The following is a 20,049-nucleotide window of genomic DNA, read 5'->3' as shown; positions in this document are numbered from 1 at the left end:
CTGCAGACGGCGTCATCATGAATGCGCAGCAACGGTGGCCAGATGGTCGTCGTAGGTCTTGTCGAAGAAGTAATCCGTGCCGCCACTTTCGTTAGGCCAGAACGAGAAGAAGTAGTAGTCTCCGAAATCCGGGACTGGAGCGCACACAGCCTGAAGGCACGAGAGGCTGGGCGAGCAGATGGGCGTGGGAGGAAGCCCGGGATTCTTGCGCGTGTTGTAGGGGCTGTCGGTATCCCAATCGTAATCGGAAGGATCTCCGCCTATCTCGTAGGCCGTCGTCGCATCGCTGCCAATCATGCCATAGGCAGGCTCGCCTTCGGTCGTCAAGCGGTTGTAGAACACAGCCGCTACCTTCTTGCGAATATCGTCCTCGCCGCTCGACTCCTTTTCCACGATGGAAGCCAGCTTCACGGCGTCGTACACGGAGAACCCGCGATCGGTCGCATACGCCCAATCGAGATTCGCAGTCTCGGCCTGGAACTGGCTCAGCATCATGCGGATGATCGAGTCTGCCGTGGCATCGTCATCGACCTCGTAAGTTTTCGGGAACAGGAAGCCTTCGAGGCTGTTCTGTCCCGCATCGGCCAGAAACGCAAAGTCCGCGGCATAGACGCTCGCATCGGAAGCGGCGGTCTGGAACGCCTCCGCCGTGATGCGGCCCCCGGTTGCTTCGGCAACGCTGGAAGCGATCTGGCCGAGCGTGAAACCTTCGGGGACGGTAAGCGTATGGCCGGCCGCAGGGCCGGCCTGCAAGGTGCGGATGATGTCGTCGAGGCTGGTGCCGCCCGAGAAGGTATAGGTACCCGGCTTAAGCCCGCCGTCAACTCCGAGCTCGTTCACGCGCTTCGTGAACTCAGCCGAAGTGGGAACGAGTCTCGCCTCGACAAGACGCTGGCCGATATCGCGCGCGCCTGCGCCTTCTTCCACCACCACCGTCGCCTCCTCGCCTTCTGCGAGAAGCTCCACCGAAGAAGACGAGCAGCTATTGAATAGGTAGAAGGCTCCGAAGCCCAAGCCACCGAGCACGACGATGGCCAGGATGACTGTGAATACGATGGGAGCTGCGCTGCGCTTGGGACGGATGTAGCTTGTATCGTACTTCCTGAACTGGCGCTCCCCGCGAGCATGCGCGGCACGTGCGGCATGGGTCGGCCGCCGCGAGTAGGTTACCTGCTTTCTGCGTGGAGGCATCGTCGAATCCTTCACCTTTCCCGCTCACGGCGCGCGTCGAGCCATGCCTGCAAAAACAAACTCGCCGCTATCATATCGATTTTGCCGCGCATGGCCTTCTCAGTCAGACCCTTTTCACGCAAACTCCGTTTAGCTTCCTGCGAGCTCAAGCGCTCATCAGCGAATTCGCATGGAATACCGCAGGCGTCGGAAATGGCCTTCGCCGCAGCTCGTATGCGTGCAGCCTGCGGCCCCTCCTCGCCCGCCAAGGTGATGGGCAGTCCGCAAAGCAAAAGCTCCGGCTCCCAATCCTCAAGCAGACGTTGAAACGGCTTCGCATGCGCGAGCACGTCAGCCGCGGGCAGAACCGACACCGGAGACGACACCCGCTCCCCAGGGTCGCTCACCGCAATCCCCACGCGCGTCTCGCCGATATCCAACGCCATGATTCGCATGATGAAAGCCTCCCCCGTAGAAAAAGGGCTTCTCCGATTCATGGAGAAGCCGTCGGCAAGGATCCCTCCCCCTGGTTGAAAGCGCCGCTCGCAGAGCCGGCGCAACCAGCGGCAGACGCGCCTCGGACCCGGGCGAAGGGGGTCCGAGGCGAGTTCCGCACGAGCCAAACAGCCCAGCGGGCTGTTTGTGCGAGCCAGGACTGTTTGAGCAGCGGACCCCCTTCGCCCGGGTCCAGCCGGCAACCCTACAGCAGCAGTTCGCGCGCAGCCTGAAGAGCGGCGTCGATGCCCGAGGCGTCCTTGCCGCCGGCCTGCGCCATGGCGGCCTTTCCGCCGCCGCCGCCCTTGATGTTCGGAGAGATCGCCTTGATGATGGCTCCGGCGTCGAAGCCCGCCTCCACCGCCTCCGGCGTGCCGGCAGCCAGCAGCGTGGGCTTGCCCTCCTTCTCGGTGGCCAGCACCGCGGCGCCCGGCTTGCCGAGGCGCGCGCGCAGCACGTCCCACGCGTTGCGCATCTGACCCGCGTCGGCCTCGGGCAGGCGTCCGAAGACCACCGGGTAGCCGGCCTTCGCGTCAATGGCGCTCTCCAGCAACGCGGTGATGCCGTCATCGGCGATGGTCTGGCGGTTGCGCTTCATCTTCGTCTGCAGCTCCTTGAGCTGCTTCACGTTCGCCTGGGTGCGCTCGCTCACGTCGAACAGCGGTACGCGCAGCTCCTCGGCCGCCTCCTTGAGCTCGGCTTCCACGCGGTTCATGTACGCCAGCGCGTCGAAGCTGGTCACCGCCTCCACGCGGCGCAGGTTCGCGCCGACGCTCGTCTCGGACGTGATCTTCACGAAGCCGATCTCGCTCGTGGCCGACACATGCGTGCCGCCGCACAGCTCCTGCGAGAATCCTTCGATGTCGAGCACGCGCACGAACTCGCCGTACTTCTCGCCGAACAGCGCCATGACGCCGGCTTCACGCGCCGACGCGAGCGACGTCTCGTAGGCGCGCACGGGATGGTTCTCCATGATCTTCTCGTTCGCCAGGCGCTCCACCTCGGCGATCTGCTCGGCCGTCATGGCCTCGAAGTGCGTGAAGTCGAAGCGCAGACGGTTGTCGGCAACGTAGCTGCCGGCCTGCTTCACGTGGTCACCCAGCACCTGGCGCAGCGCCCAATGCAGGATGTGCGTGGCCGTGTGGTTGCGGCGGATGCGCTCGCGGCGCGGCACGTCGATGGCGGCGTGCACGGTGTCGCCCACGCTCACGCGCCCGTTCTCCACCTGCACGGTATGGGCGATCAGGCCCTTCTCGGGTTCTTTCGTGTCCAGCACGCGCACGGCGGCGTCGTCCTTCGTCATGGCGCCCGTGTCGCCGATCTGGCCGCCCTTCTCGGCGTAGAACGGCGTGGTGTCCAGCACGATGCGGCCCTCGTCGCCGGCCTCCAGCGCGTCGACCTGCTGGCCGTCCTTCACAAGCGCCAGCACGCGCGCATCGGCGTCGTTCTTCGCGTAGCCGAGGAACTCGGTGGGGCCCACGGCCTCGAGGATCTCGTTCATCACGCCGCCGTACGTGGACCAGGCCGCCTCAGCGTCCTTCGTGTTGGCCGCGCGGGCGCGCTCGCGCTGCTCGTCCATGCAGCGGCCGAAGCCCTCCATGTCCACCTCGATGCCGCGCTCGTCGCACAGCTCGCGCGTGACTTCCACGGGAAAGCCGTACGTGTCGTGCAGCGTGAAGGCGCGGTCGCCCGGCAGCACGACGCCCTCGAGCTCGGCCAGCGCCTCGTCGAGGAAGGCGCGGCCCTGGCGCAGGTTAGCGCCGAAGCGCTCCTCCTCGGACAGGATGACGCGGCGCATGAGCTCGCGGTTCTCCACGATCTCGGGGTATACGTGGCCCATAAGGTTCACGATCTCGTCAACGTACTCGTTGAGGAACGGCTTGTCGAGGCCCAGCAGGTGGCCCTTCATCACGGCGCGGCGCAGCAGACGGCGCAGCACGTAGCCGCGGCCTTCGTTGGACGGCAGGATGCCGTCGGCGATCATGAACGCCACGGCGCGGCTGTGATCGGCCATGATGCGCAAGCTGAGATCGGTGGCCGGGTCGCTGCCGTACACGACGCCGCTCAGGCGCTCGCCCACCGCCACGAGGCTGCGCAGCACGTCGGTCTCATAGTTGGACTGGACGCCCTGCAGGATGGCGGCGATGCGCTCGAGGCCCATGCCGGTGTCGATGTTCTTCTTCGGCAGCGGCACGAACGAGCCGTCCTCCTGGCCGTCGTACTGGGTGAACACGAGGTTCCAGTACTCCAGGAAGCGGTCGCAGTCGCAGCCCGGCGCGCAGTCGGGGTTGCCGCAGCCGAAGCTCTCGCCCTGGTCGAAGTATATCTCCGAGCACGGGCCGCACGGGCCGGTGGGTCCGGCGCGCCAGAAGTTGTCCTCCTCGCCGAGACGCGAGATGTGGTCGTCGGGCACGCCGAGCTTCTTCCATATCTCGATGGTCTCGTCGTCGTCGAGGTACACGGTGAAGTACAGGCGCTCGGCCGGCAGGCCCAGCACTTCGGTGGAGAACTCGTACGCCCACGCGCACATCTCCTCCTTGAAGTACGCGCCGAAGCTGAAGTTGCCCAGCATCTCGAAGAAGCTCTGGTGCCGGCCCGTGGTGCCGATGATGTCGATGTCGTTCGTGCGCACACACTTCTGTACCGTCGTCGTGCCGATGTAGGGGGCATCGAGGTGCTTCTGCTGCAGGAAGTACGGCTTGAACTGCACCATGCCGGCGCTCGTGAGCAAAAGCGACGGATCGTCGGGGATGAGCGAGGACGAAGGCCAGCGCTTGCAGCCCTTCTCCTCGAAAAAGCTCAGGTACTTCTCGCGGATCTCCGCGCTGGTCATGTACTTCATAATCGTGTCTTTCTATCTCCTCGGGGGCCGCGCTGCACGGCCCGCTGCTCCACTATCGACAACGCGGACGCCCTCGGCATCCGCGCACCCCCACGCAGTTGCGACCGCCCGCAACCGCCGGCTGATCGGCCGGCAGGGCGATCAGCGCTTCTTGCGATGCCGCGCCCTGCGATCGGCCTCCGCCTTGCGCTCCTTGACTCGTTCGAACGCAGCCGATACGTCGGGATGAGGCGATGTCGCATCGGCTATGGGATCGGGCACGCCGCCGGAAGCGGGCGTCCCCTTGAAGAACACGCCATCGCCCGACACGAGCTGACGACCCGTACGCTTCTCGAAATAATACACGAAAACCGCCTTCGCCACGGCGACGGCGGGAATAGAGGCGAGCATGCCCACGAGCGAGCCAATGAATCCGCTCATTGCGCCGCCGATGGCGGAGCCGGCCATCAATGCAATGAGCGTGAGCGCCGGATGCACGTCGACAGAATTCGCCATGATCTTCGGCGACACGAACGTGTAGACAATCTGCTGGATGATGATCGTGCCCACGAGGGCGATGATGGCTATCCAGGGGCTCGCGAACACGCCAACCACCGCTGCGAGGGCGCCGCCGAGCCATGGGCCCACGATGGGGATGATGTTGAGCAGGCCGGCAATGCCTCCGAGTGCCGCCGAGTTGGGGATGCCGATGATGCCGAACAGCACGGCGCATCCGATGCCGATGACGGCGCACTGCAAAAGCGTGCCCTTGATGTAGCCTCCCATCACGCGCGTGAAGGTGACGTGGAGCATCTCCATATCTTCACGGCGCTTCGGACCGACGAGGCGCATGCATTCGCGGCCGAGCGCAGGCAGGTCCATGAGGATCCAAAATGCCACGACAAGCGCGAAGCCAATGGCAACGAAGCTGTTGAGAACGCCGGTGCCGAGCGCCACGACGCCGGCTGCACTCTCGCTCGCGAACGACGATGCCCACGTTCCGATGGCCGTCAGAGCGTCGTTGGTCCATTGTTGGACCGTATCGTTCTGGAGCACATCGGCGTATCGGTCGTACAGGGAGCCCGTCCAGCCCATAATTGTCTGCACGTAGCCGGGCACGCTCTCGATCAGGCTCGTGAACTGATCGCCGATGCCGAAAACCGGCGAGAACATGAGCAGGCCGATAAGGAGCAGCACCACGAACATGGCAAGATAGGCCACCGTCGTTCCCACAACGCGAGACACGCCGAGCTTCTCGAGCTTGTTGACAGGACCCCGCAAGCAGAAGACGATAATGGTGGCCCACAGCACGATGCCCACGGGCACGCTCAAAATGTTAACGAGGTAGATAAAAACGCCGGTGAGCAGAATGGCTCCGACGATCGTCCATACGGTCAGAAACCCGCGCCGTGCCTTTTCGGTTTTACCGGATTCGCGATTAGCCTCATCCACCGAGCTATGCCCCTTCGCGCTGCGCTTCGTTGTCGCGCGAATCGGGGGCGGACGCACTGCCCGCAGGCGCCGAAGGCTCGGAACCGTCGTAGGTGAAGTACTTCTGAGCGGCATCAGCATCAACGTTGGCCGCCGTCGTTACGGCATGGGCCATATGCGCCGCGGCTTCCGATGTTTTGTCCGCCGCCGCGCGCTTTGCCTCGGCTCGCTCCTCGCGCTCGACACGCTGCTCGGCGCGCTGCTCTCGCTGATCGGCCACGGCTTCCTGCGCCGCCTTCACCGAAGTCGAAACAGCTTCCTTGACCACCGTGGACACCGGCACCTCGGTGTTCTTCGACGCGGTTGCGGAACGGGGGGAATCGCAGGCGGGCGCAGAGGGGGATGCATGCTTGGGGCCGTTATCGGCGCTCACGGCAGGACGCGGCGCAGGCGCGACAGCGGAAGAACCCGCTTGCGCAGCCTCCTCCTCGGCCTTCGCCTGGCCGAGCGCAACCGACTCCTCGCTCGCACGGCGGGGCTTGAACGCGTTGCGCACCCTCGTCGATACGCTGCTCACCAGTTCGAGCGGCGCGTTGGTCACCGTGTCGACCGCTTCCACCGCCGACGAGACGGAATCGGTGATCTCGTTGACGTCCTCGAGTATCTGGTCGACGCGCATGATTTCGAGATTCGCCGCGTCAACGGTGAGCGACACGCGCTCGACGAGCGGATCCACCTTCGCAACCACCGGCTCGAGCGATGCGGTGATACGTTCCACGCTGGCGAGCGTCGGCTGCACCTGCTTCTGAAGATCATCGACCGTCTTGCGCGTCTTGCGCACCGTCATGACGAGCTCGATGACGAACCACACGAGAGCTGCGCCGACGATCACGTACACGATCGGCAGAGCGAGGCTGATGATTTCGTTGACATCCACGGCGTTTCCTCCTGTTTCGAGGGCATTACTATAGCACGATCACCTTGGATTCTATACACGCTGGCTCGTGTTTCCACCCTGCTTCCATAGGAGTAGGAAAGCGGTTACCTTTCCTGCGACGTGGGGTTTTCACCATCCTCCGAAGCCGTTGCTGAAGATGCGCGATCGCGCGCAAACGAGTCGGCACGATAGGCCTCCCAACCGCGATCGCTCGAGCGGTAGAAGCAGCCGCGCTCCAAGCCGTCGGGCAGGTAGCGCTGCTCCACCCAGCCGCTGGGATAGCTGTGGGGGTAGCGGTACGCACCGTAGTTCTCCGATCCGGGGCGATGCCGATCGCGCAGGTGGTCGGGAACGGCGCGGGCGGGTCCGTTGCGCACCTCGGCCAGCGCGGCGTCTATGCCGGCTTCCGCCGCGTTGCTCTTGGGCGCAAGCGCCAGGTAGACGGCAGCCTGTGCCAGGTTGATGCGGCATTCGGGATAGCCGATGACCTCGGCCGATTTGAAGGCGGCTTCGGCCACGAGCAGCGCCTGCGGATCGGCGTTGCCGATATCCTCCGACGCAGCGATGAACATGCGGCGCGCGATGAACTTCGGATCCTCTCCCCCGTCGATCATGCGGGCGAGCCAGTACAGCGCGGCATCGGGATCGCTACCGCGCATGGACTTGATAAACGCCGAGATGACGTCGTAGTGCATGTCCTTGTTCTTGTCGTACGGCAGCACGCGATGCGGCGTGGCGGCGCGCACGTCCTCTTCGGAGATGCGCGTGGGCTTCTGCGGCGTGCCGGGATCGACCATGCCCGCGGCTAGCTCGAGCGTGGTGAGGGCCGTGCGGCCATCGCCGCCCGCGAGCAGCACGATGGCGTCACGCGCCCCGTCGTCCAGCCCGTAGCGCCCGCCAAGGCCCCGCTCGTCGGAAAGCGCGCGGCCAACGAGCTCCCCGATCTCGCCATCGGACAGGCCGTGCAGCTCGACCACGCGGGAGCGGCTGATGAGGGCCGAGTTCACCTCGAAGAAAGGGTTTTCCGTAGTGGCGCCCACGAGTACGACCACGCGATCCTCCACCGCGTGCAAGAGCGTATCCTGCTGGCTGCGATTGAAGCGATGTATCTCGTCGACGAACAGGATGGTGCGCAAGCCGAACGCGGTCAGGCGCTTCTCGGCCGCGTCGATCTCGCGCCGCAGATCCGACACGGTACCGCCGATGGCGGACACCTCCACGAACGTGGCCCGAGTCGTCTCGGCGATCACGTGGGCGAGCGAGGTCTTGCCCGTGCCTGCCGGGCCGAACAGGATGACCGAGCTCAGCCGATCCTGCTCGATAGCGGTACGCAACCAGCTTCCAGGGCCTACGGCCTCGGCCTGGCCGACGACCTCCTCGAGCGAGCGCGGCCGCATGCGCACCGCAAGAGGCGCAACCTCCGATTTGCGCTCGTTTTCCATATCGGTGAATAATGAGTCCATGAAAGCCATAGTATCATGCGAACGCCTGTTTGCATAGCATCATTCACAGCACCTGCACCTTTGTGCGTGCAGGTGCTTACGTCGAGCATTCGGGCAAAGACGATCAGCGCCTCGGCATCGCGCTCATGCCAGCACGTCGTGGAACGCGTCCATGATGAGGCGAGCGCGCGCCACGTCCACTTGCCCCGGAGCCGAGGATGCCTCGAGCGCGCAGAACGTCAGGGCCGAGCCGAACAACTCGCCGGAAAGGCGCGATATGCTGCCCTGCGTTCCCATGGCCATTGTGAGAAGAGGCTTGTCCGTGTGGACGCGCGCCACTTCCTCGGTTGCGGCCAACAGCCGCAGGGTATCGGCTGCCGTGCGCGCCATGACGGCGATCTTGGGAATGTCGGCTCCCAGGTCGGCTATGTGGGTGAGCAGCGATACCATCCAGTCGGTCTGGGGAGTGCCTGCGAAGTTGTGGTACGAGACGACCGTTGCAACACCGTGCGCATGCGCGTGTGCGATCAGGTCGGATACCGCGGCATCGCCAATCCATGTTTCGATGTCCACCATATCGATGCAGCCCGTTTCGATGAGCGCTTCGTTGAGCGCCACGTATGCGTCTACGGGCAGATCCATTTGCCCGCCCTGGTCGACCGAGCGAAACGTGAACAGCAGGGGGTTGTGCGGCAGACAATCCGCCACCAGGCACGCATCCTCGATCATGTTTGGTATGTCGTGGACGTTGCGGCAGAAATCCCCGCGCCATTCGAAGCAATCGACGCCAGCCTGCCTGCCGCGCTTTGCCGTGGCGCATGCGTCTGCAGCTTCGGCGTGCATGAGCGAGATGATGATTTTGGGCCTTCCCTGCCCGATCGGCATGCCTTTGATGACGAGCGGTTCCATATGCATCCTCCCTCGCGTGGCTCCGGTTTCCTATCATAGCAGATGGAAGGATGGAGACGCGATTGTGTAAACCGCGCAACAACTTAGATGTCAAGACTTTATTTTGACAGCACGACCCATATACTCAAAGGAGGTCCTGCCCTCGAAGCCATACTTTGCGATGGACCGATGCTATGACATGAGGGAGCTCAAGATAGCGCGTGAAATGGAGATTCGCATCCGTTGATGCGAAAGCCAGGAAGCGGGCTGCGAGCACCCACCTTTTGAGGTGGGTTCATCCTTCTGGCCGGGGGCGGGGCTTTTCGTGAAAGCGGCCATGGGCCGCTTTCACGCTTTCAGCGCCCTTAAACGATGTCCGAACTCATCACGTGTGACACGTATGGCATTCGTACACCTCGTTGTGATGACAAGAGAGGCAGGTCGCCTTCGACGCTTGGTAGACGGCATCGGCCTCGATCGAGCCTTCACCATGCATCTTGTGGCAGGAAGCGCATCGCACGCCCTTCGCATGATCTTCGTGGATGGGAAGATCATGCGGATTCACCACCGTGCCTTTCGTGTCGGTCAATACGGTCTCGCCCGCGGTCGCCTCCGCAAGCACCGTCTGATCATGGCAGCCGGAAGCCAGGCACGACTCGTCGGCGACATCGGTCTTCTTCAATTTGGACGCGGGATCCTTCTCTTCGTAGCCCTCATGAGCCTTGGCCAGGCCCTGCTCGTCATCATGGCACGATAGGCAGGAGGAGCTCGCATGGACGGCATGCAGGCTCGTCGCATCGGCGGGCGCGGCTGCCTCCCGCGTATGGCAGCTTTCGCAGTCGGACGTAACGCTCCAGGAAATCTGAAGGGTATCGTCGCCGCCCTCGTTTCCGCCGCCCTGCGACAGCGAAGATTCTCGAGGCGCGCATCCTGTCGCGAACATGACGGCAAGCGCTGCGACAGCCGCAATCATGCCCGCCACGATGCGGGTCCGTACAATTCGGTTTCTCATCGTGTCGTTTCACGCCCTTTCGAGGGGGAGGGGGCGCCGCCGTCCGCCTTCGCGGGCGGCGGCGCGGGGAGGTTTTACGCCTCGAGGGGCGTCTCGGCGGCTGCATTTCGCCCGGCGATACGCCCGAAGTTGAAGCATTCGGCCAAGTTGGCACCGAAGATGCAGTACACCTGCGCGGCGGTATGCCCGAGCGTACCCGCTTCGTACAGGCGCGGGATAACCTCTCCGTGCGTGTCGAGGATCTGGACCTTCGCGTTCTTCACCGGACCGCCCTTCGTCGTGTTCATGCAGGGCATAAGCCGCAGCGCATAGTACGGCGGCGTGTCGAGCGGCACGAGGTTCGGCACGTCGTTCGCCACGGCCGGACGGCCGAACTGGGAGTCGATGCCAGCTGCGCAATCGGCGTTGTATACGTCGACGGTGGCCTGCAAGTCGGCCGGGTCCATGTGGTACCCCTCGTCCTTGCTGTTCTCGTTCATCTTCTGGACGATCTCCTCGATGGTGTCGCCCTTGAGGATCCAGCCCTTCTCGAGCTCCGCCTGATTGTCCTCGCTCCAGGGTTCGACCCCGCCCAACTCCTTGTCGATAAGGCCACATCCGGCGTTCTGATTGTTATCGTACAGCGGCGCGGCATCGAATTGCTTTTGGTCGATGAGCAGATAGAACGGGATGTCTCGATAGGAGGAGTCGTAGCCGAGCGGCAACGATCCGGGGATGTCGTCGAACAGCGAGAAGCGGTTCACACTTCGGTGCGCGAGCGGCGTGCCGATGTTCGAAGGATTCTCGCACATGAAGCGCTTGCCGGTGCGGTTGATCCACATGAAGCTTCCCGTCGCGCACGTAGCCCCGTTCAACCCGAAGCGGCCCGTGATGGCGCCCGGCTCCGTGAACGTAACGCCGTACGCATCGAGCATGTTCATATGCCACATATCGGCGCCGATCTCCTGCCCCATCCTGATGCCGTCGCCGGTGTTGAACATCCACCCTTCGCGCGCGAGCGGAGAGGGCACCAGGTAGTTGCCGATCATCTGATCGTTGCACTCGAAGCCGCCCGTGCACATGATGACGGCCTTCTTCGCACGAACCGCGATTTCGGAACCGTCGGAATGCCGCGCGCGGACGCCGACGACTTCCTTCGTCTCAGGGTCCTGCACCAGCTGGTACGCCTGCGAGTCGAACAGGATTTCGATGCCGTTGTCCTGCATGTAGGCCGTAGCCCAGTCGAACACCGCCGTGCCGCTGTTGACCCCGTCCTCGTCGGTGAATCCGACCGCACCGAACGCGTCGGAGCCGGGCCAGTTTTTGTAGTCGGAACCCAGCACGCTGCTGACGTCGGTATAGGTGAGCCCATGGTCGTCGAGCCAGTCGACGAGCGTCGCCCCCTCCTGCACGTACGCTTCAAACACTTCGTCGGGTGTGAGGCCCTTCACCTGATGATGCAGGTATTCGAGCGCGCCGTCGGGATCGAGCACGATGGAGGAATAGCCGGTCGAGATGCGCGTCGTGCCGCCGCCCTCCTTCGGGGCCTTTTCCAGAATGAGCACCTCGGCCCCTTCTTCGTGGGCGGCAGCGGCAGAAACCGCCCCCGCTCCCCCGAAGCCGAGCACGAGCACCTCGGTCTCGCGATCCCATGCAATCGAAGACGCGCTTTGCGCACCGGCCCCCGATCCCGAGCTCGCGCATCCGGCAAGCCCCACGGCGGCCACGGCCGTGGCCGCGACGCCTGTTCCCTTCAAGAAGTCCCTCCGGGATAGTCCCTCGCTTGAATTCGGCATCCCAATTCCTCCGTTCGTCGACGGTGGCCGCGCATTCTGTGCGACAGAGCGCCCTCGGGCCACCTTCCCCTGCAAGGGACCCAGCGTCCCTCCCTTCGATTGTAAGAAGCAAGCTCGAACGGGGGCAAATTATGAAGCATGATGGGACCCATCACGCTTATCTTTCAAGGAAAAACCCTGAACGACGTTTCTACCAGGGTTTTTGCTTATCAGTGAAGCATCCGCTCACAAGATGCAGGAGGCGTACATACGCATATGCAGCTCATTCGCCCGAGCCTTCACGGACGGGGACGCATCGGAAAACAGCTCTGCCGTGATATTCTCGAGCTCGGACGTGACAAGGGCGGCCACGACCCTGCCCTTGCCGGTGAGCGATACGCAGCGGCATCGACGATCGAGGCCGACTTCGACCACCGTGTATCCCGCATCCGCAAGTCGTGTGACGATGGGCGACACGGTGCTCCGGTCAAGCACGAGCTCGTCAGCGATGGCGGCGCACGATAGGGATCCGAGCCGATGTTCAAGCAGAGCCAGACAGCGGTATTCGGAGAAAGTCAGCCCGGCGAAACGCGCGGTGCGCGACTCCCACTGGCGCAACAGACCGGCGACGCACATGAGATAGGACGGCGTGAGCACGGGATGGCAACGGTGGTTGATCTCGACAGAATCGATGCCCAGCTTCGAAGCGACGCTCGCGAATTCGTGCATGGTCTCGTCGATATCGCGGCGCGCATGGTTCTTCCACACGGTGACGCACAGGCGCGCATAGATCGCTTCGAACCCGCTCTCGACGATGCGCGCGCCCCTTGGCGTCTCCGCGACTTCGAGAGCACGGCGGTCGTTCGCGCAGCGGCGCTTTTCAAGGTAGCCCTGCTTCGTCGCCTTCGCTGCCGCAACCGTAACCGTATTGGCGTTGGCAAGCGCATCGCGCGGGAACGCCGAAAGCGCCATACGGCCTCCGTGCGATCGCACCGAAGCAAGGAGGCAGAATGCAAGGTACGTCACGCCGAAGGCGCTTCTCAGCGCACGGCCGATCTCGCGGTGCAGAAGGTCGGCCACGGTCGCCCATTGCTGCGTGAACAGCACTTCGTCGTTCAACCTCAACTCCTCCCTTCAGCGCCTCTTCGTTCCTCGTTCGCATGCACTCGTTAGGCCCGCATTGCTGTTTGTGTCCTATAGGGCACAGATTATAGCGGATACAATCGTACTCTTTCCCTATGACTCAAGAAACCCGAAAAAGCATCGGCCAGCGCATTCGGTCATTGCGCGAGCAGCGCAACCTCACACAGGAGCAACTCGCGCTCATGACGGGCGTGGGACGATCCTACCTTGCCAAAGTCGAAGTCGGAACGCGCAATCCCACGGTGGATTTTCTCGAAAAGATAGCAATAAGCTTGGATACGACGCTGGGCAACTTGTTCGAAAATCTTTGAACCATCGGCTTTCCAACCGAAAGCCGATGAACGCGCAGTCCGTATGGCAGTAGCGCTCCTTAGCTCGCAGCAGGAAAACGCAGGATGAACGTGGTGCCCTGGCCCTCTTCGCCCTCCACTGCAATGGTGCCGCCATGATATATGACAGCATGCTTGACAATGGCCAGGCCCAGGCCCGTACCGCCCGTCTCCTTCGAGCGGCTCTTATCCACGCGGAAGAACCGCTCGAATACCTTGTCGCGCAGATCGGGCGAGATGCCGGGGCCCGTATCGCTCACGCGGACGACCGCCTCGTCTCCTTCGGGCTCCACGCGCATGACCACGCTCCCGCCCTCGTGGTTGTAGCGTACGCCGTTCTCGATGAGGTTGTACAGCATCTCCTCGGCCAGGGTGCGGCTCCCCGCTATGCAGGCGGGCGCGCCTTCCACCCGCACCTCCACACCCTGGTCGGACGCGAAGCTGGAAAGTCGGCCCGCCACACGCTCGGCGACGGAGAGAAGCTCGATGGCCGGCGCGCCCTCGTCGTCGAACGCCGACTCGTCAAGCTTCGACAACGTGAGCACGTCGTTGATGAGCGAACGCATGGTCTGCGCCTCGTCATAGATGAGCGCGGCGAACTTCTGCCGATCGGCGGGCTGCACCATATCGTTCTTCATGAGTTCGGCATAGCCGGATATCACCTGCAGGGGCGTCTTCATTTCGTGGCTTACGTTGCTCGAAAAGTCTCGGCGCATGTTCTCAGCCTCGGCCAGCTCGCGATTCTGCGCTTTCAGCTGCCGCTGCTGCTCGTCGATGCGAATGAGCAGCGGATCCATTTCCTCGTAGATCTCGTTGTCCAGCGGATTGGCGAAATCGAGCGCATCGATAGGCTTCATGATGCGATTGGTGAGCACCTTCGAGAGGACGAACACGAGCACAACGGCCACGAGGAGCGCCACGAGCACGGGCACGAGCATATCGCCGAGGAACGACAACAGCGAGTGGCGCGTTTCGGACAGGCGCACGATGCCGCCGTCGTCAAGCTTCACGGCTGCGTATACCGTATCGGTGCCAAGCGTATCGGAATAACGCAGAGTCACAGCCTCGCCCTCCTCGGCGGCCTCCTGCACCTCGGGACGGTCGGCGTGATTGTCCATGGTGCCGGTATCGGCCGCGCTGTCGAACAGCACCGTGCCGTCAGGAGCGATGAGCGTATAGCGTGTCAAACCGCTGAACTGGGATTTGAGCGCGGGTGCGTTCTCGGCCGAAGGTGTGGCGTTCAGGTAGCGTGCGGCGTCCTGGGCGCTCGCAGCCAGCTCCGCCTCGGCATCGCGCTCGTAGGACACATAGTATATGGTGGTCATCGCCACGGCCAGTAGCACGATGATGCCGAGCGTGAACACGAGCACGCTCGAGAATATCTTGCCGGCGAGACTTTTCACCCGGAAGTGCGTCGGGCTCATGGCCGCATCCTCCGACCGCAGTGCGAATGCCGTGCGCCGCCTCTTGTCGTCTGCGCTCTCATGCTGGCTGCTTCATGCAATAACCCACGCCGCGCACGGTGCGGATGCAAGAATCGGCGCCTTCGCATGCATTCGCAAGCTTCTGGCGCAGCGTTTGGATGTGGACATCCACCGTGCGCGTCTCGCCCACATAGGTCATGCCCCATACCTCTTCAAGTAGCTGGCGCCGCGAAAGCACATGCCCTTGGTTCTGCATGAGCGTACGCAGCAGATCGAACTCTTTGAGCGTCAATGCCACCGGACAGCCTCCCGCCTCGACGGTGTGCGCCGATGTCACAAGCGCGATGGGCCCGCATGAGAGTTCGTCGTCGGGCGCAAGGGCAGGCGCGGACGCGCGGCGCAGGAGCGCATTCACGCGACTGACCAACTCCATCATGCCAAAAGGCTTGGCCAGATAGTCGTCGGCACCGGCGTCGAGACCGCTTACGGTATCGAACTCGGTTCCCTTCGCGGTAAGCATCATGACGGGCAGATGTTTCGTGGCCGGGTCCTCGCGCAGCAGGTGCAGGATCTCGAGACCGTCGATTTCGGGAAGCATAATGTCGAGCAGCACAAGCTCGGGCAGGCGCTTCTTGCAAGCGTCCAAGAACCCGCTGGCCGCAGGAAAGCCCTGCGCCTCGAACCCGGCCTGACGCAATGCGTACACTGTCAGATCGCGAATGTTCGTGTCGTCTTCCACATAGTAGATCATGCTTGGCTCCGCTGTTCTCCGAGCGGCACACGGTTGGCGCTGCGACCGGCCAGGGCGCCCGATCTTACTCCTCGCACTGCCCTCGCGTACGGAAATGCGTCGGCAGCACGGCGGGGCATCCTCGGGCGCCAACTTCCGACGCCAACCCCGGACGGCCTGGCTCCTCTCGCCGGTCGATCATCAACCAATGCCACTCGGTTTCATACTGCACATCGTTTCGGATCATTGTAAAGCAGCCGCCGCAGACGTAGGGCAACGCGCCGATCAAATTTGCGTAAAGTGCGCGATGACTGTTGCCGGAAAGACCCATCGGACGAGGGAAGAACCGCAGGCCTCGCGGAAAAGGTCCTTTCGACGACCTGGCTCGTGCAACAGCGCGCACAAGCGCACTTCCGCTGCACGACAAGCGCACTTCCGCTGCACGGGTTCGCGCGGCCAGCTCGCAGTATCCTATCCGAATCTTCCGGCGACGTAGTCCGCGGTGCGCGGATCGGCGGGGCTCGTGAAGATATCGTCGGTGTCGCCGGCCTCCACCATCTCGCCCAGCAGGAAGAACGCGGTCTTGTCGGACACGCGCAGCGCCTGCAGCATGTTGTGCGTCACCATGATCACCGTGTACTTGCTCTTGAGCTCGCCCACGAGATCCTCGATCTTCGCGGTGGAGATGGGGTCGAGCGCACTCGTGGACTCGTCCATGAGCAGCACCTCGGGGCGCACGGCCAATGCGCGAGCGATGCACAGGCGCTGCTGCTGGCCACCGGACAGGCCCAGCGCGTTCTTCTTGAGACGGTCCTTCAGCTCGTCCCAGATGGCGGCGTCGCGCAGGCTCTGCTCCACGATGACGTCGAGGTCGGCGCGGTTCTTGATGCCGTGCGTGCGCGGGCCGAATGCCACGTTGTCGTACACGCTCATCGGGAAGGGATTGGGCTGCTGGAACACCATGCCCACCCGACGGCGCAGGCTGTTCGCGTCGAGTGAGCGGTAGGCGTCCTCGCCGTCGAGCGTGATCTCCCCTTCGACGCGGCAGCCCGCCACGAGGTCGTTCATGCGGTTGAGGCTTTTCAGCAGCGTGGACTTGCCGCAGCCCGACGGGCCGATGAGCGCCGTCACCTGGTTTTGAGGAAACTCCAGGTTGATACCCTTCAACGCGTGGAAGTCCTGGTAGAACAGGTCGAGGTTGCGCACGCCCATCTTCACAGGCGCATCGGCGGGAGCCTGCCGGCCGCTGCGCTCGACCGTGCGCACGCGAGCCTGCGGCAGGTAGGTGTGCGCGGTCGCGGGGACTGCGGCGCGCGTCGTGGTCTTCTCTACGGTAGCGTTAGTCATCTTGGTTTCCTTTGCTCATCTTCTTCGCGGCAAACGTGGCCAGGAGGTTCAGCAGCACCACCATGACCAGCAGCACCACCGCCGTTGCGTACGTTTCGTTCACATGCAGGCCTTCGCTGGCCAGCACGTACATGTGCACGGCCAGGGTGCGCGTCGAGTCGAACAGCGCCATGCCGCCCTGCTCGAGGAAGTTCGGGATCTGGGCGATGGAGCCCGCCGTGAAAATGAGGGCTGCCACCTCGCCCACGCAGCGGCCGAGCGCCAGGATGACGCCGCCCAGGATGCCGGGAACCGCCGAGGGCAGCACGCAGCGGAACACCGTGCGCAAACGGCCCGCGCCCAAGCCGAAACCGCCTTCGCGGTAGGCGTCGGGCACGGCGATGAGCGCTTCCTCGGTGGTGCGCATGACCACGGGCAGCACCATGATGGCCAGCGTGCACGCGCCCGCCATGAGCGACAGGTTCCAGTGCAGCGCCGTCACGAAGAACAGCATGCCGAACAGGCCGTAGATGATGGAGGGGATGCCCTGCAGCGTCTCGGTGGTGGTGCGCACGATCTGGACGAAACGGCTGCCGCGCGGTGCGTATTCAACCAGGTAGATGGCAGATCCCACGCCGACGGGCACCGCGAGGGCCAGCGAGAGCGCCGCCATGAGCAGCGTGTTGACGAGCGCCGGCATGAGCGAGACGTTGTCGGAGGTGTACTCCCAGGCGAACAGGCTCGGCGTGAGGTACGGCACGCCGTTGACCAGGATGTATCCCACAATAAACAGGAGCACCGCCGTGGTGATCAGCGCGCCCAGGTACACGAGCGATCGCAGCAGCGCCGACACGACGCGGCGCGTTTTGCGCTGGCGCGTTTCCGCAACGGCGAACAGGGCATCGATGCGGTCGTCGGAATCGGTAGGAGCCGCGGGGGCGGAACCGGCCTCGTAGGCTATGGTGAGCTTCGGACTCATTACTTCATCTCACCTCGCTTCTTGATGACGTTGAACAGCATGGTGATAAGCAGGATGAACACGAACAGCACCACGCCGGTGGCCACGAGGGCGCCGCGATGCAGGTCGGCCGCGTAGCCCATTTCCAGCACGATGTTCGCCGTCATGGTGCGCACGCCGTTGAAGATGCTCTCGGGGATGAGGGGCTGGTTGCCGGCCACCATGATGACGGCCATCGTCTCGCCGATGGCGCGGCCCACGCCCAGCACCACGCCGGCCATGATGCCGGAGGTGGCGGCGGGCACGATGACGCGGAACACCGAGCGCTCGTGGTCGGCTCCCAGCGCCAGCGCACCTTCGTAGTACTTCTTCGGCACAGCATCGAGCGCGCTCTGCGCCACGGTGATGATGGTGGGCAGGATCATGATGCCCAGCAGCACGGCTGCCGCCAGCAGCGACAGGCCGTTGCCCGGCATGTTCGCGCGGATGAACGGCACGATGAGCACGAGGCCGAAGAAGCCGTACACGACCGACGGGATGCCGGCCAACAGCTCGACGCCGGGCTTGAGCACGGCTGCGATCTTTCCGCTGGCGAATCGCGAGAGGAAGATAGCGCACAGAAGGCCCGTGGGCACGCCCACGACGATGGCGCCGCCCGTCACGTAGATGCTGCCGATGATCATGGGGAAGATGCCGTAGATGTCGTTGGCCGGCCGCCACGTGGTGCCGAAGAGGAACTCCGGCAGGCCGATCTGCGCGATGGCCGGCACGCCGTTGGCGAACAGGAAGACGCAGATGAGGGCGACCGCAATGATCGAAATCCCCGCGGCTCCCACGAACAGCGCCTTCGCGATGCCTTCCTTGATATGCGGGTGGGACATGAAAACTCCTTGGTTTGGCAAAGTCAGCGAGAGGCGCCGAAGAGGCCCCGAATCGCCCCGTTTCGCGCAGCGAAAAGGGGCGAGGCGGAGTGTATCGGCACCTCGCAGCGTCGAGCGCTTCCGGCGGCTGCTACGCAGACGGAACGATATCTTCCCAGGTGGTCAGTTCGCCGGTGTAGATGCCCTTCACTTGGTCGGACGTCAGGTTGTCCAGCGACGCGCCCGGGTTCACGATGACGGCGATGCCGTCCTGCGCAATGACCGTAGCCTTTACGCTGCTCTCGGAGTCCTTGAGCTCGCGAGAAACCATGCCGATGTCGCAGGTTCCCTCGGCGGCCATGTTCACGCCGGTGGTCGAGTCGGACTGGTTGACCTCGATGGTGACGTCGGGGTTGAGGGCCTGGTACGCCTCGGACAGCTTCTCCATGACCGGGGTCACCGACGAAGAACCGGCGATGACGATCTTGCCGGACTTGCCGGAAGCCGTGTAGGAGCCCGCGTTGTCAGCCACGGAGATGCAGCCGTTGTCCTCAACCACCTTCTGACCCTCGGCGCTCATGATGAAGTCGATGAAGTCCTGGGCCACGTCGGACACGCCGTCCTTCGTCACGATGTTGAACGGACGTGCCACCTTGTACTCGCCGCTCTTCACGTTCTCGGCCGTCGCCTCGGCGCCGTCGATGCTGAGCGCCTTCACCGTGTCGTTCAGCGAGCCGAGCGAGATGTAGCCGATGCCGTTCTCGTCGCCGGACACCGACGTCATCATGACCGACGTGGAATTCGTGATGGCCGCAGACGGGGTGGTCATATCCACCTTCTCGCCGCTCGCGTCCTTCTCCTCGATGCCGAACAGCTCGATGAACGCGCCGCGGGTGCCGGAGCCGTCTTCGCGCGAGTACACCGAGATTTGGCCCGAGGGAGCAGCAGCTGTTCCGCCCGACTCTCCGCCGCGCTCGTCGGCGGATCCCTCGTTCCCGCCGCCTGCGCAGCCCATGAGACCGAACACACCGAGCGCAAGCACGGCTCCCATCGCGATCATCGTCAAACGCTTCTTCATGCTCTTCCTTCCTCGCAGCCCCTCAGGGCGCTCCCATACATTCGACGCGCCCCTTCGAGCGGAAGGAGCACTGGAGAACATGATGGGCACCAAGCATCAAAGCGCCGTCGCAAGCCGGTCAAATTCGGGTAAAGTCTGCGAGATCGCCGAGTCGGCCTGATTTCAAGCGACGCGACTTGAAGCGGATGCGCTCCGCTCGCATTGCCGTCGACGCAAAGCGCTTCGCCCAAGAACCTGCGACCCCGCCATAA

At 63.6% G+C, this 20,049-nt stretch carries 17 protein-coding genes; 1 reads left to right on the top strand and 16 read right to left on the bottom strand.

The genetic code is table 11. The features are described 5' to 3' along the window. Positions 1–15: 15 nt before the first annotated feature. From mltG to C2L71_RS01215, 10 genes are all read right to left on the bottom strand, one after another. Positions 16–1,191, bottom strand: a complete 1,176-nt coding sequence (gene mltG / locus C2L71_RS01265) for an endolytic transglycosylase MltG (protein WP_103263969.1) — start codon at positions 1,189–1,191, stop codon at positions 16–18. A gap of 11 nt (positions 1,192–1,202) precedes the next feature. After that, positions 1,203–1,625, bottom strand: coding sequence for a Holliday junction resolvase RuvX (gene ruvX / locus C2L71_RS01260; protein ID WP_103263968.1), 423 nt, complete (start codon positions 1,623–1,625; stop codon positions 1,203–1,205). A 245-nt stretch (positions 1,626–1,870) separates the two neighbouring features. Then, on the bottom strand, positions 1,871–4,507 hold the full coding sequence (alaS, locus tag C2L71_RS01255; protein ID WP_103263967.1) for an alanine--tRNA ligase: 2,637 nt from the start codon (positions 4,505–4,507) through the stop codon (positions 1,871–1,873). A gap of 141 nt (positions 4,508–4,648) precedes the next feature. Beyond that, positions 4,649–5,938: an AI-2E family transporter gene (locus tag C2L71_RS01250; protein WP_103263966.1), complete on the bottom strand. Its 1,290-nt coding sequence runs from the start codon at positions 5,936–5,938 to the stop codon at positions 4,649–4,651. A gap of 4 nt (positions 5,939–5,942) precedes the next feature. Further along, on the bottom strand, positions 5,943–6,854 hold the full coding sequence (locus C2L71_RS01245; protein WP_129588457.1) for a DUF948 domain-containing protein: 912 nt from the start codon (positions 6,852–6,854) through the stop codon (positions 5,943–5,945). A 104-nt stretch (positions 6,855–6,958) separates the two neighbouring features. Continuing rightward, positions 6,959–8,317, bottom strand: coding sequence for a replication-associated recombination protein A (locus C2L71_RS01240; RefSeq protein WP_103264238.1), 1,359 nt, complete (start codon positions 8,315–8,317; stop codon positions 6,959–6,961). Between the two features lie 123 nt (positions 8,318–8,440). Beyond that, positions 8,441–9,205: a type I 3-dehydroquinate dehydratase gene (aroD, locus tag C2L71_RS01235; RefSeq protein WP_157938911.1), complete on the bottom strand. Its 765-nt coding sequence runs from the start codon at positions 9,203–9,205 to the stop codon at positions 8,441–8,443. A 364-nt stretch (positions 9,206–9,569) separates the two neighbouring features. After that, positions 9,570–10,196 carry a cytochrome c3 family protein gene (locus C2L71_RS01225; RefSeq protein WP_129588456.1) on the bottom strand — a complete coding sequence of 209 codons (627 nt, stop codon included), beginning with the start codon at positions 10,194–10,196 and terminating at the stop codon, positions 9,570–9,572. A gap of 74 nt (positions 10,197–10,270) precedes the next feature. Then, positions 10,271–11,971 carry an FAD-dependent oxidoreductase gene (locus C2L71_RS01220; RefSeq protein ID WP_103263963.1) on the bottom strand — a complete coding sequence of 567 codons (1,701 nt, stop codon included), beginning with the start codon at positions 11,969–11,971 and terminating at the stop codon, positions 10,271–10,273. A 225-nt stretch (positions 11,972–12,196) separates the two neighbouring features. Further along, positions 12,197–13,069: a MarR family transcriptional regulator gene (locus C2L71_RS01215; protein WP_103263962.1), complete on the bottom strand. Its 873-nt coding sequence runs from the start codon at positions 13,067–13,069 to the stop codon at positions 12,197–12,199. 119 nt (positions 13,070–13,188) lie between these two features. On the opposite strand from C2L71_RS01215, the gene C2L71_RS01210 reads away from it, so the two are divergent. Next, the gene (locus C2L71_RS01210; protein ID WP_103263961.1) at positions 13,189–13,404 is read left to right on the top strand and encodes a helix-turn-helix domain-containing protein; all 216 of its coding nucleotides are present in this window, start codon (positions 13,189–13,191) and stop codon (positions 13,402–13,404) included. Positions 13,405–13,463: 59 nt separating this feature from the next. Here C2L71_RS01210 and C2L71_RS01205 read toward each other — a convergent pair whose 3' ends face one another. The 6 genes from C2L71_RS01205 to C2L71_RS01180 all read right to left on the bottom strand — a co-directional run bounded on the left by C2L71_RS01205 (position 13,464) and on the right by C2L71_RS01180 (position 19,798). Then, positions 13,464–14,846, bottom strand: coding sequence for a sensor histidine kinase (locus C2L71_RS01205; protein ID WP_103263960.1), 1,383 nt, complete (start codon positions 14,844–14,846; stop codon positions 13,464–13,466). A gap of 58 nt (positions 14,847–14,904) precedes the next feature. Continuing rightward, a complete protein-coding gene (locus C2L71_RS01200; RefSeq protein ID WP_103263959.1) occupies positions 14,905–15,597 on the bottom strand; it encodes a response regulator transcription factor in 693 nt (230 codons plus the stop codon). A 450-nt stretch (positions 15,598–16,047) separates the two neighbouring features. After that, complete coding sequence (gene pstB / locus C2L71_RS01195) at positions 16,048–16,923, bottom strand: phosphate ABC transporter ATP-binding protein PstB (protein WP_103263958.1); 876 nt, start codon at positions 16,921–16,923, stop codon at positions 16,048–16,050. Further along, positions 16,916–17,881, bottom strand: a complete 966-nt coding sequence (pstA, locus tag C2L71_RS01190) for a phosphate ABC transporter permease PstA (RefSeq protein WP_103263957.1) — start codon at positions 17,879–17,881, stop codon at positions 16,916–16,918. Before pstA ends, pstB begins: the two co-directional genes overlap by 8 nt. Then, positions 17,881–18,741 carry a phosphate ABC transporter permease subunit PstC gene (gene pstC, locus C2L71_RS01185; RefSeq protein WP_103263956.1) on the bottom strand — a complete coding sequence of 287 codons (861 nt, stop codon included), beginning with the start codon at positions 18,739–18,741 and terminating at the stop codon, positions 17,881–17,883. Before pstC ends, pstA begins: the two co-directional genes overlap by 1 nt. Positions 18,742–18,871: 130 nt before the next feature. Next, entirely contained in the window at positions 18,872–19,798 is a 927-nt protein-coding gene (locus tag C2L71_RS01180) for a substrate-binding domain-containing protein (RefSeq protein WP_103263955.1), read from the bottom strand. Between the last annotated feature and the right edge of the window lie 251 nt (positions 19,799–20,049).

Source organism: Enteroscipio rubneri (assembly GCF_002899715.1).
Taxonomy (GTDB): Bacteria; Actinomycetota; Coriobacteriia; order Coriobacteriales; family Eggerthellaceae; genus Enteroscipio; species Enteroscipio rubneri.
This window is presented reverse-complemented; position numbering and strand designations above follow the sequence as displayed.

What these genes read in the sequence shown, in the direction of transcription:
- mltG (WP_103263969.1), bottom strand. Translation starts at nt 1,191, where the DNA reads ATGCCTCCACGCAGAAAGCAGGTAACCTACTCGCGGCGGCCGACCCAT.
- ruvX (WP_103263968.1), bottom strand. Translation starts at nt 1,625, where the DNA reads ATGCGAATCATGGCGTTGGATATCGGCGAGACGCGCGTGGGGATTGCG.
- alaS (WP_103263967.1), bottom strand. Translation starts at nt 4,507, where the DNA reads ATGAAGTACATGACCAGCGCGGAGATCCGCGAGAAGTACCTGAGCTTT.
- C2L71_RS01240 (WP_103264238.1), bottom strand. Translation starts at nt 8,317, where the DNA reads ATGGACTCATTATTCACCGATATGGAAAACGAGCGCAAATCGGAGGTT.
- aroD (WP_157938911.1), bottom strand. Translation starts at nt 9,205, where the DNA reads ATGGAACCGCTCGTCATCAAAGGCATGCCGATCGGGCAGGGAAGGCCC.
- C2L71_RS01225 (WP_129588456.1), bottom strand. Translation starts at nt 10,196, where the DNA reads ATGAGAAACCGAATTGTACGGACCCGCATCGTGGCGGGCATGATTGCG.
- C2L71_RS01220 (WP_103263963.1), bottom strand. Translation starts at nt 11,971, where the DNA reads ATGCCGAATTCAAGCGAGGGACTATCCCGGAGGGACTTCTTGAAGGGA.
- C2L71_RS01210 (WP_103263961.1), top strand. Translation starts at nt 13,189, where the DNA reads ATGACTCAAGAAACCCGAAAAAGCATCGGCCAGCGCATTCGGTCATTG.
- C2L71_RS01205 (WP_103263960.1), bottom strand. Translation starts at nt 14,846, where the DNA reads ATGAGCCCGACGCACTTCCGGGTGAAAAGTCTCGCCGGCAAGATATTC.
- C2L71_RS01200 (WP_103263959.1), bottom strand. Translation starts at nt 15,597, where the DNA reads ATGATCTACTATGTGGAAGACGACACGAACATTCGCGATCTGACAGTG.
- pstB (WP_103263958.1), bottom strand. Translation starts at nt 16,923, where the DNA reads ATGACTAACGCTACCGTAGAGAAGACCACGACGCGCGCCGCAGTCCCC.
- pstA (WP_103263957.1), bottom strand. Translation starts at nt 17,881, where the DNA reads ATGAGTCCGAAGCTCACCATAGCCTACGAGGCCGGTTCCGCCCCCGCG.
- pstC (WP_103263956.1), bottom strand. Translation starts at nt 18,741, where the DNA reads ATGTCCCACCCGCATATCAAGGAAGGCATCGCGAAGGCGCTGTTCGTG.
- C2L71_RS01180 (WP_103263955.1), bottom strand. Translation starts at nt 19,798, where the DNA reads ATGAAGAAGCGTTTGACGATGATCGCGATGGGAGCCGTGCTTGCGCTC.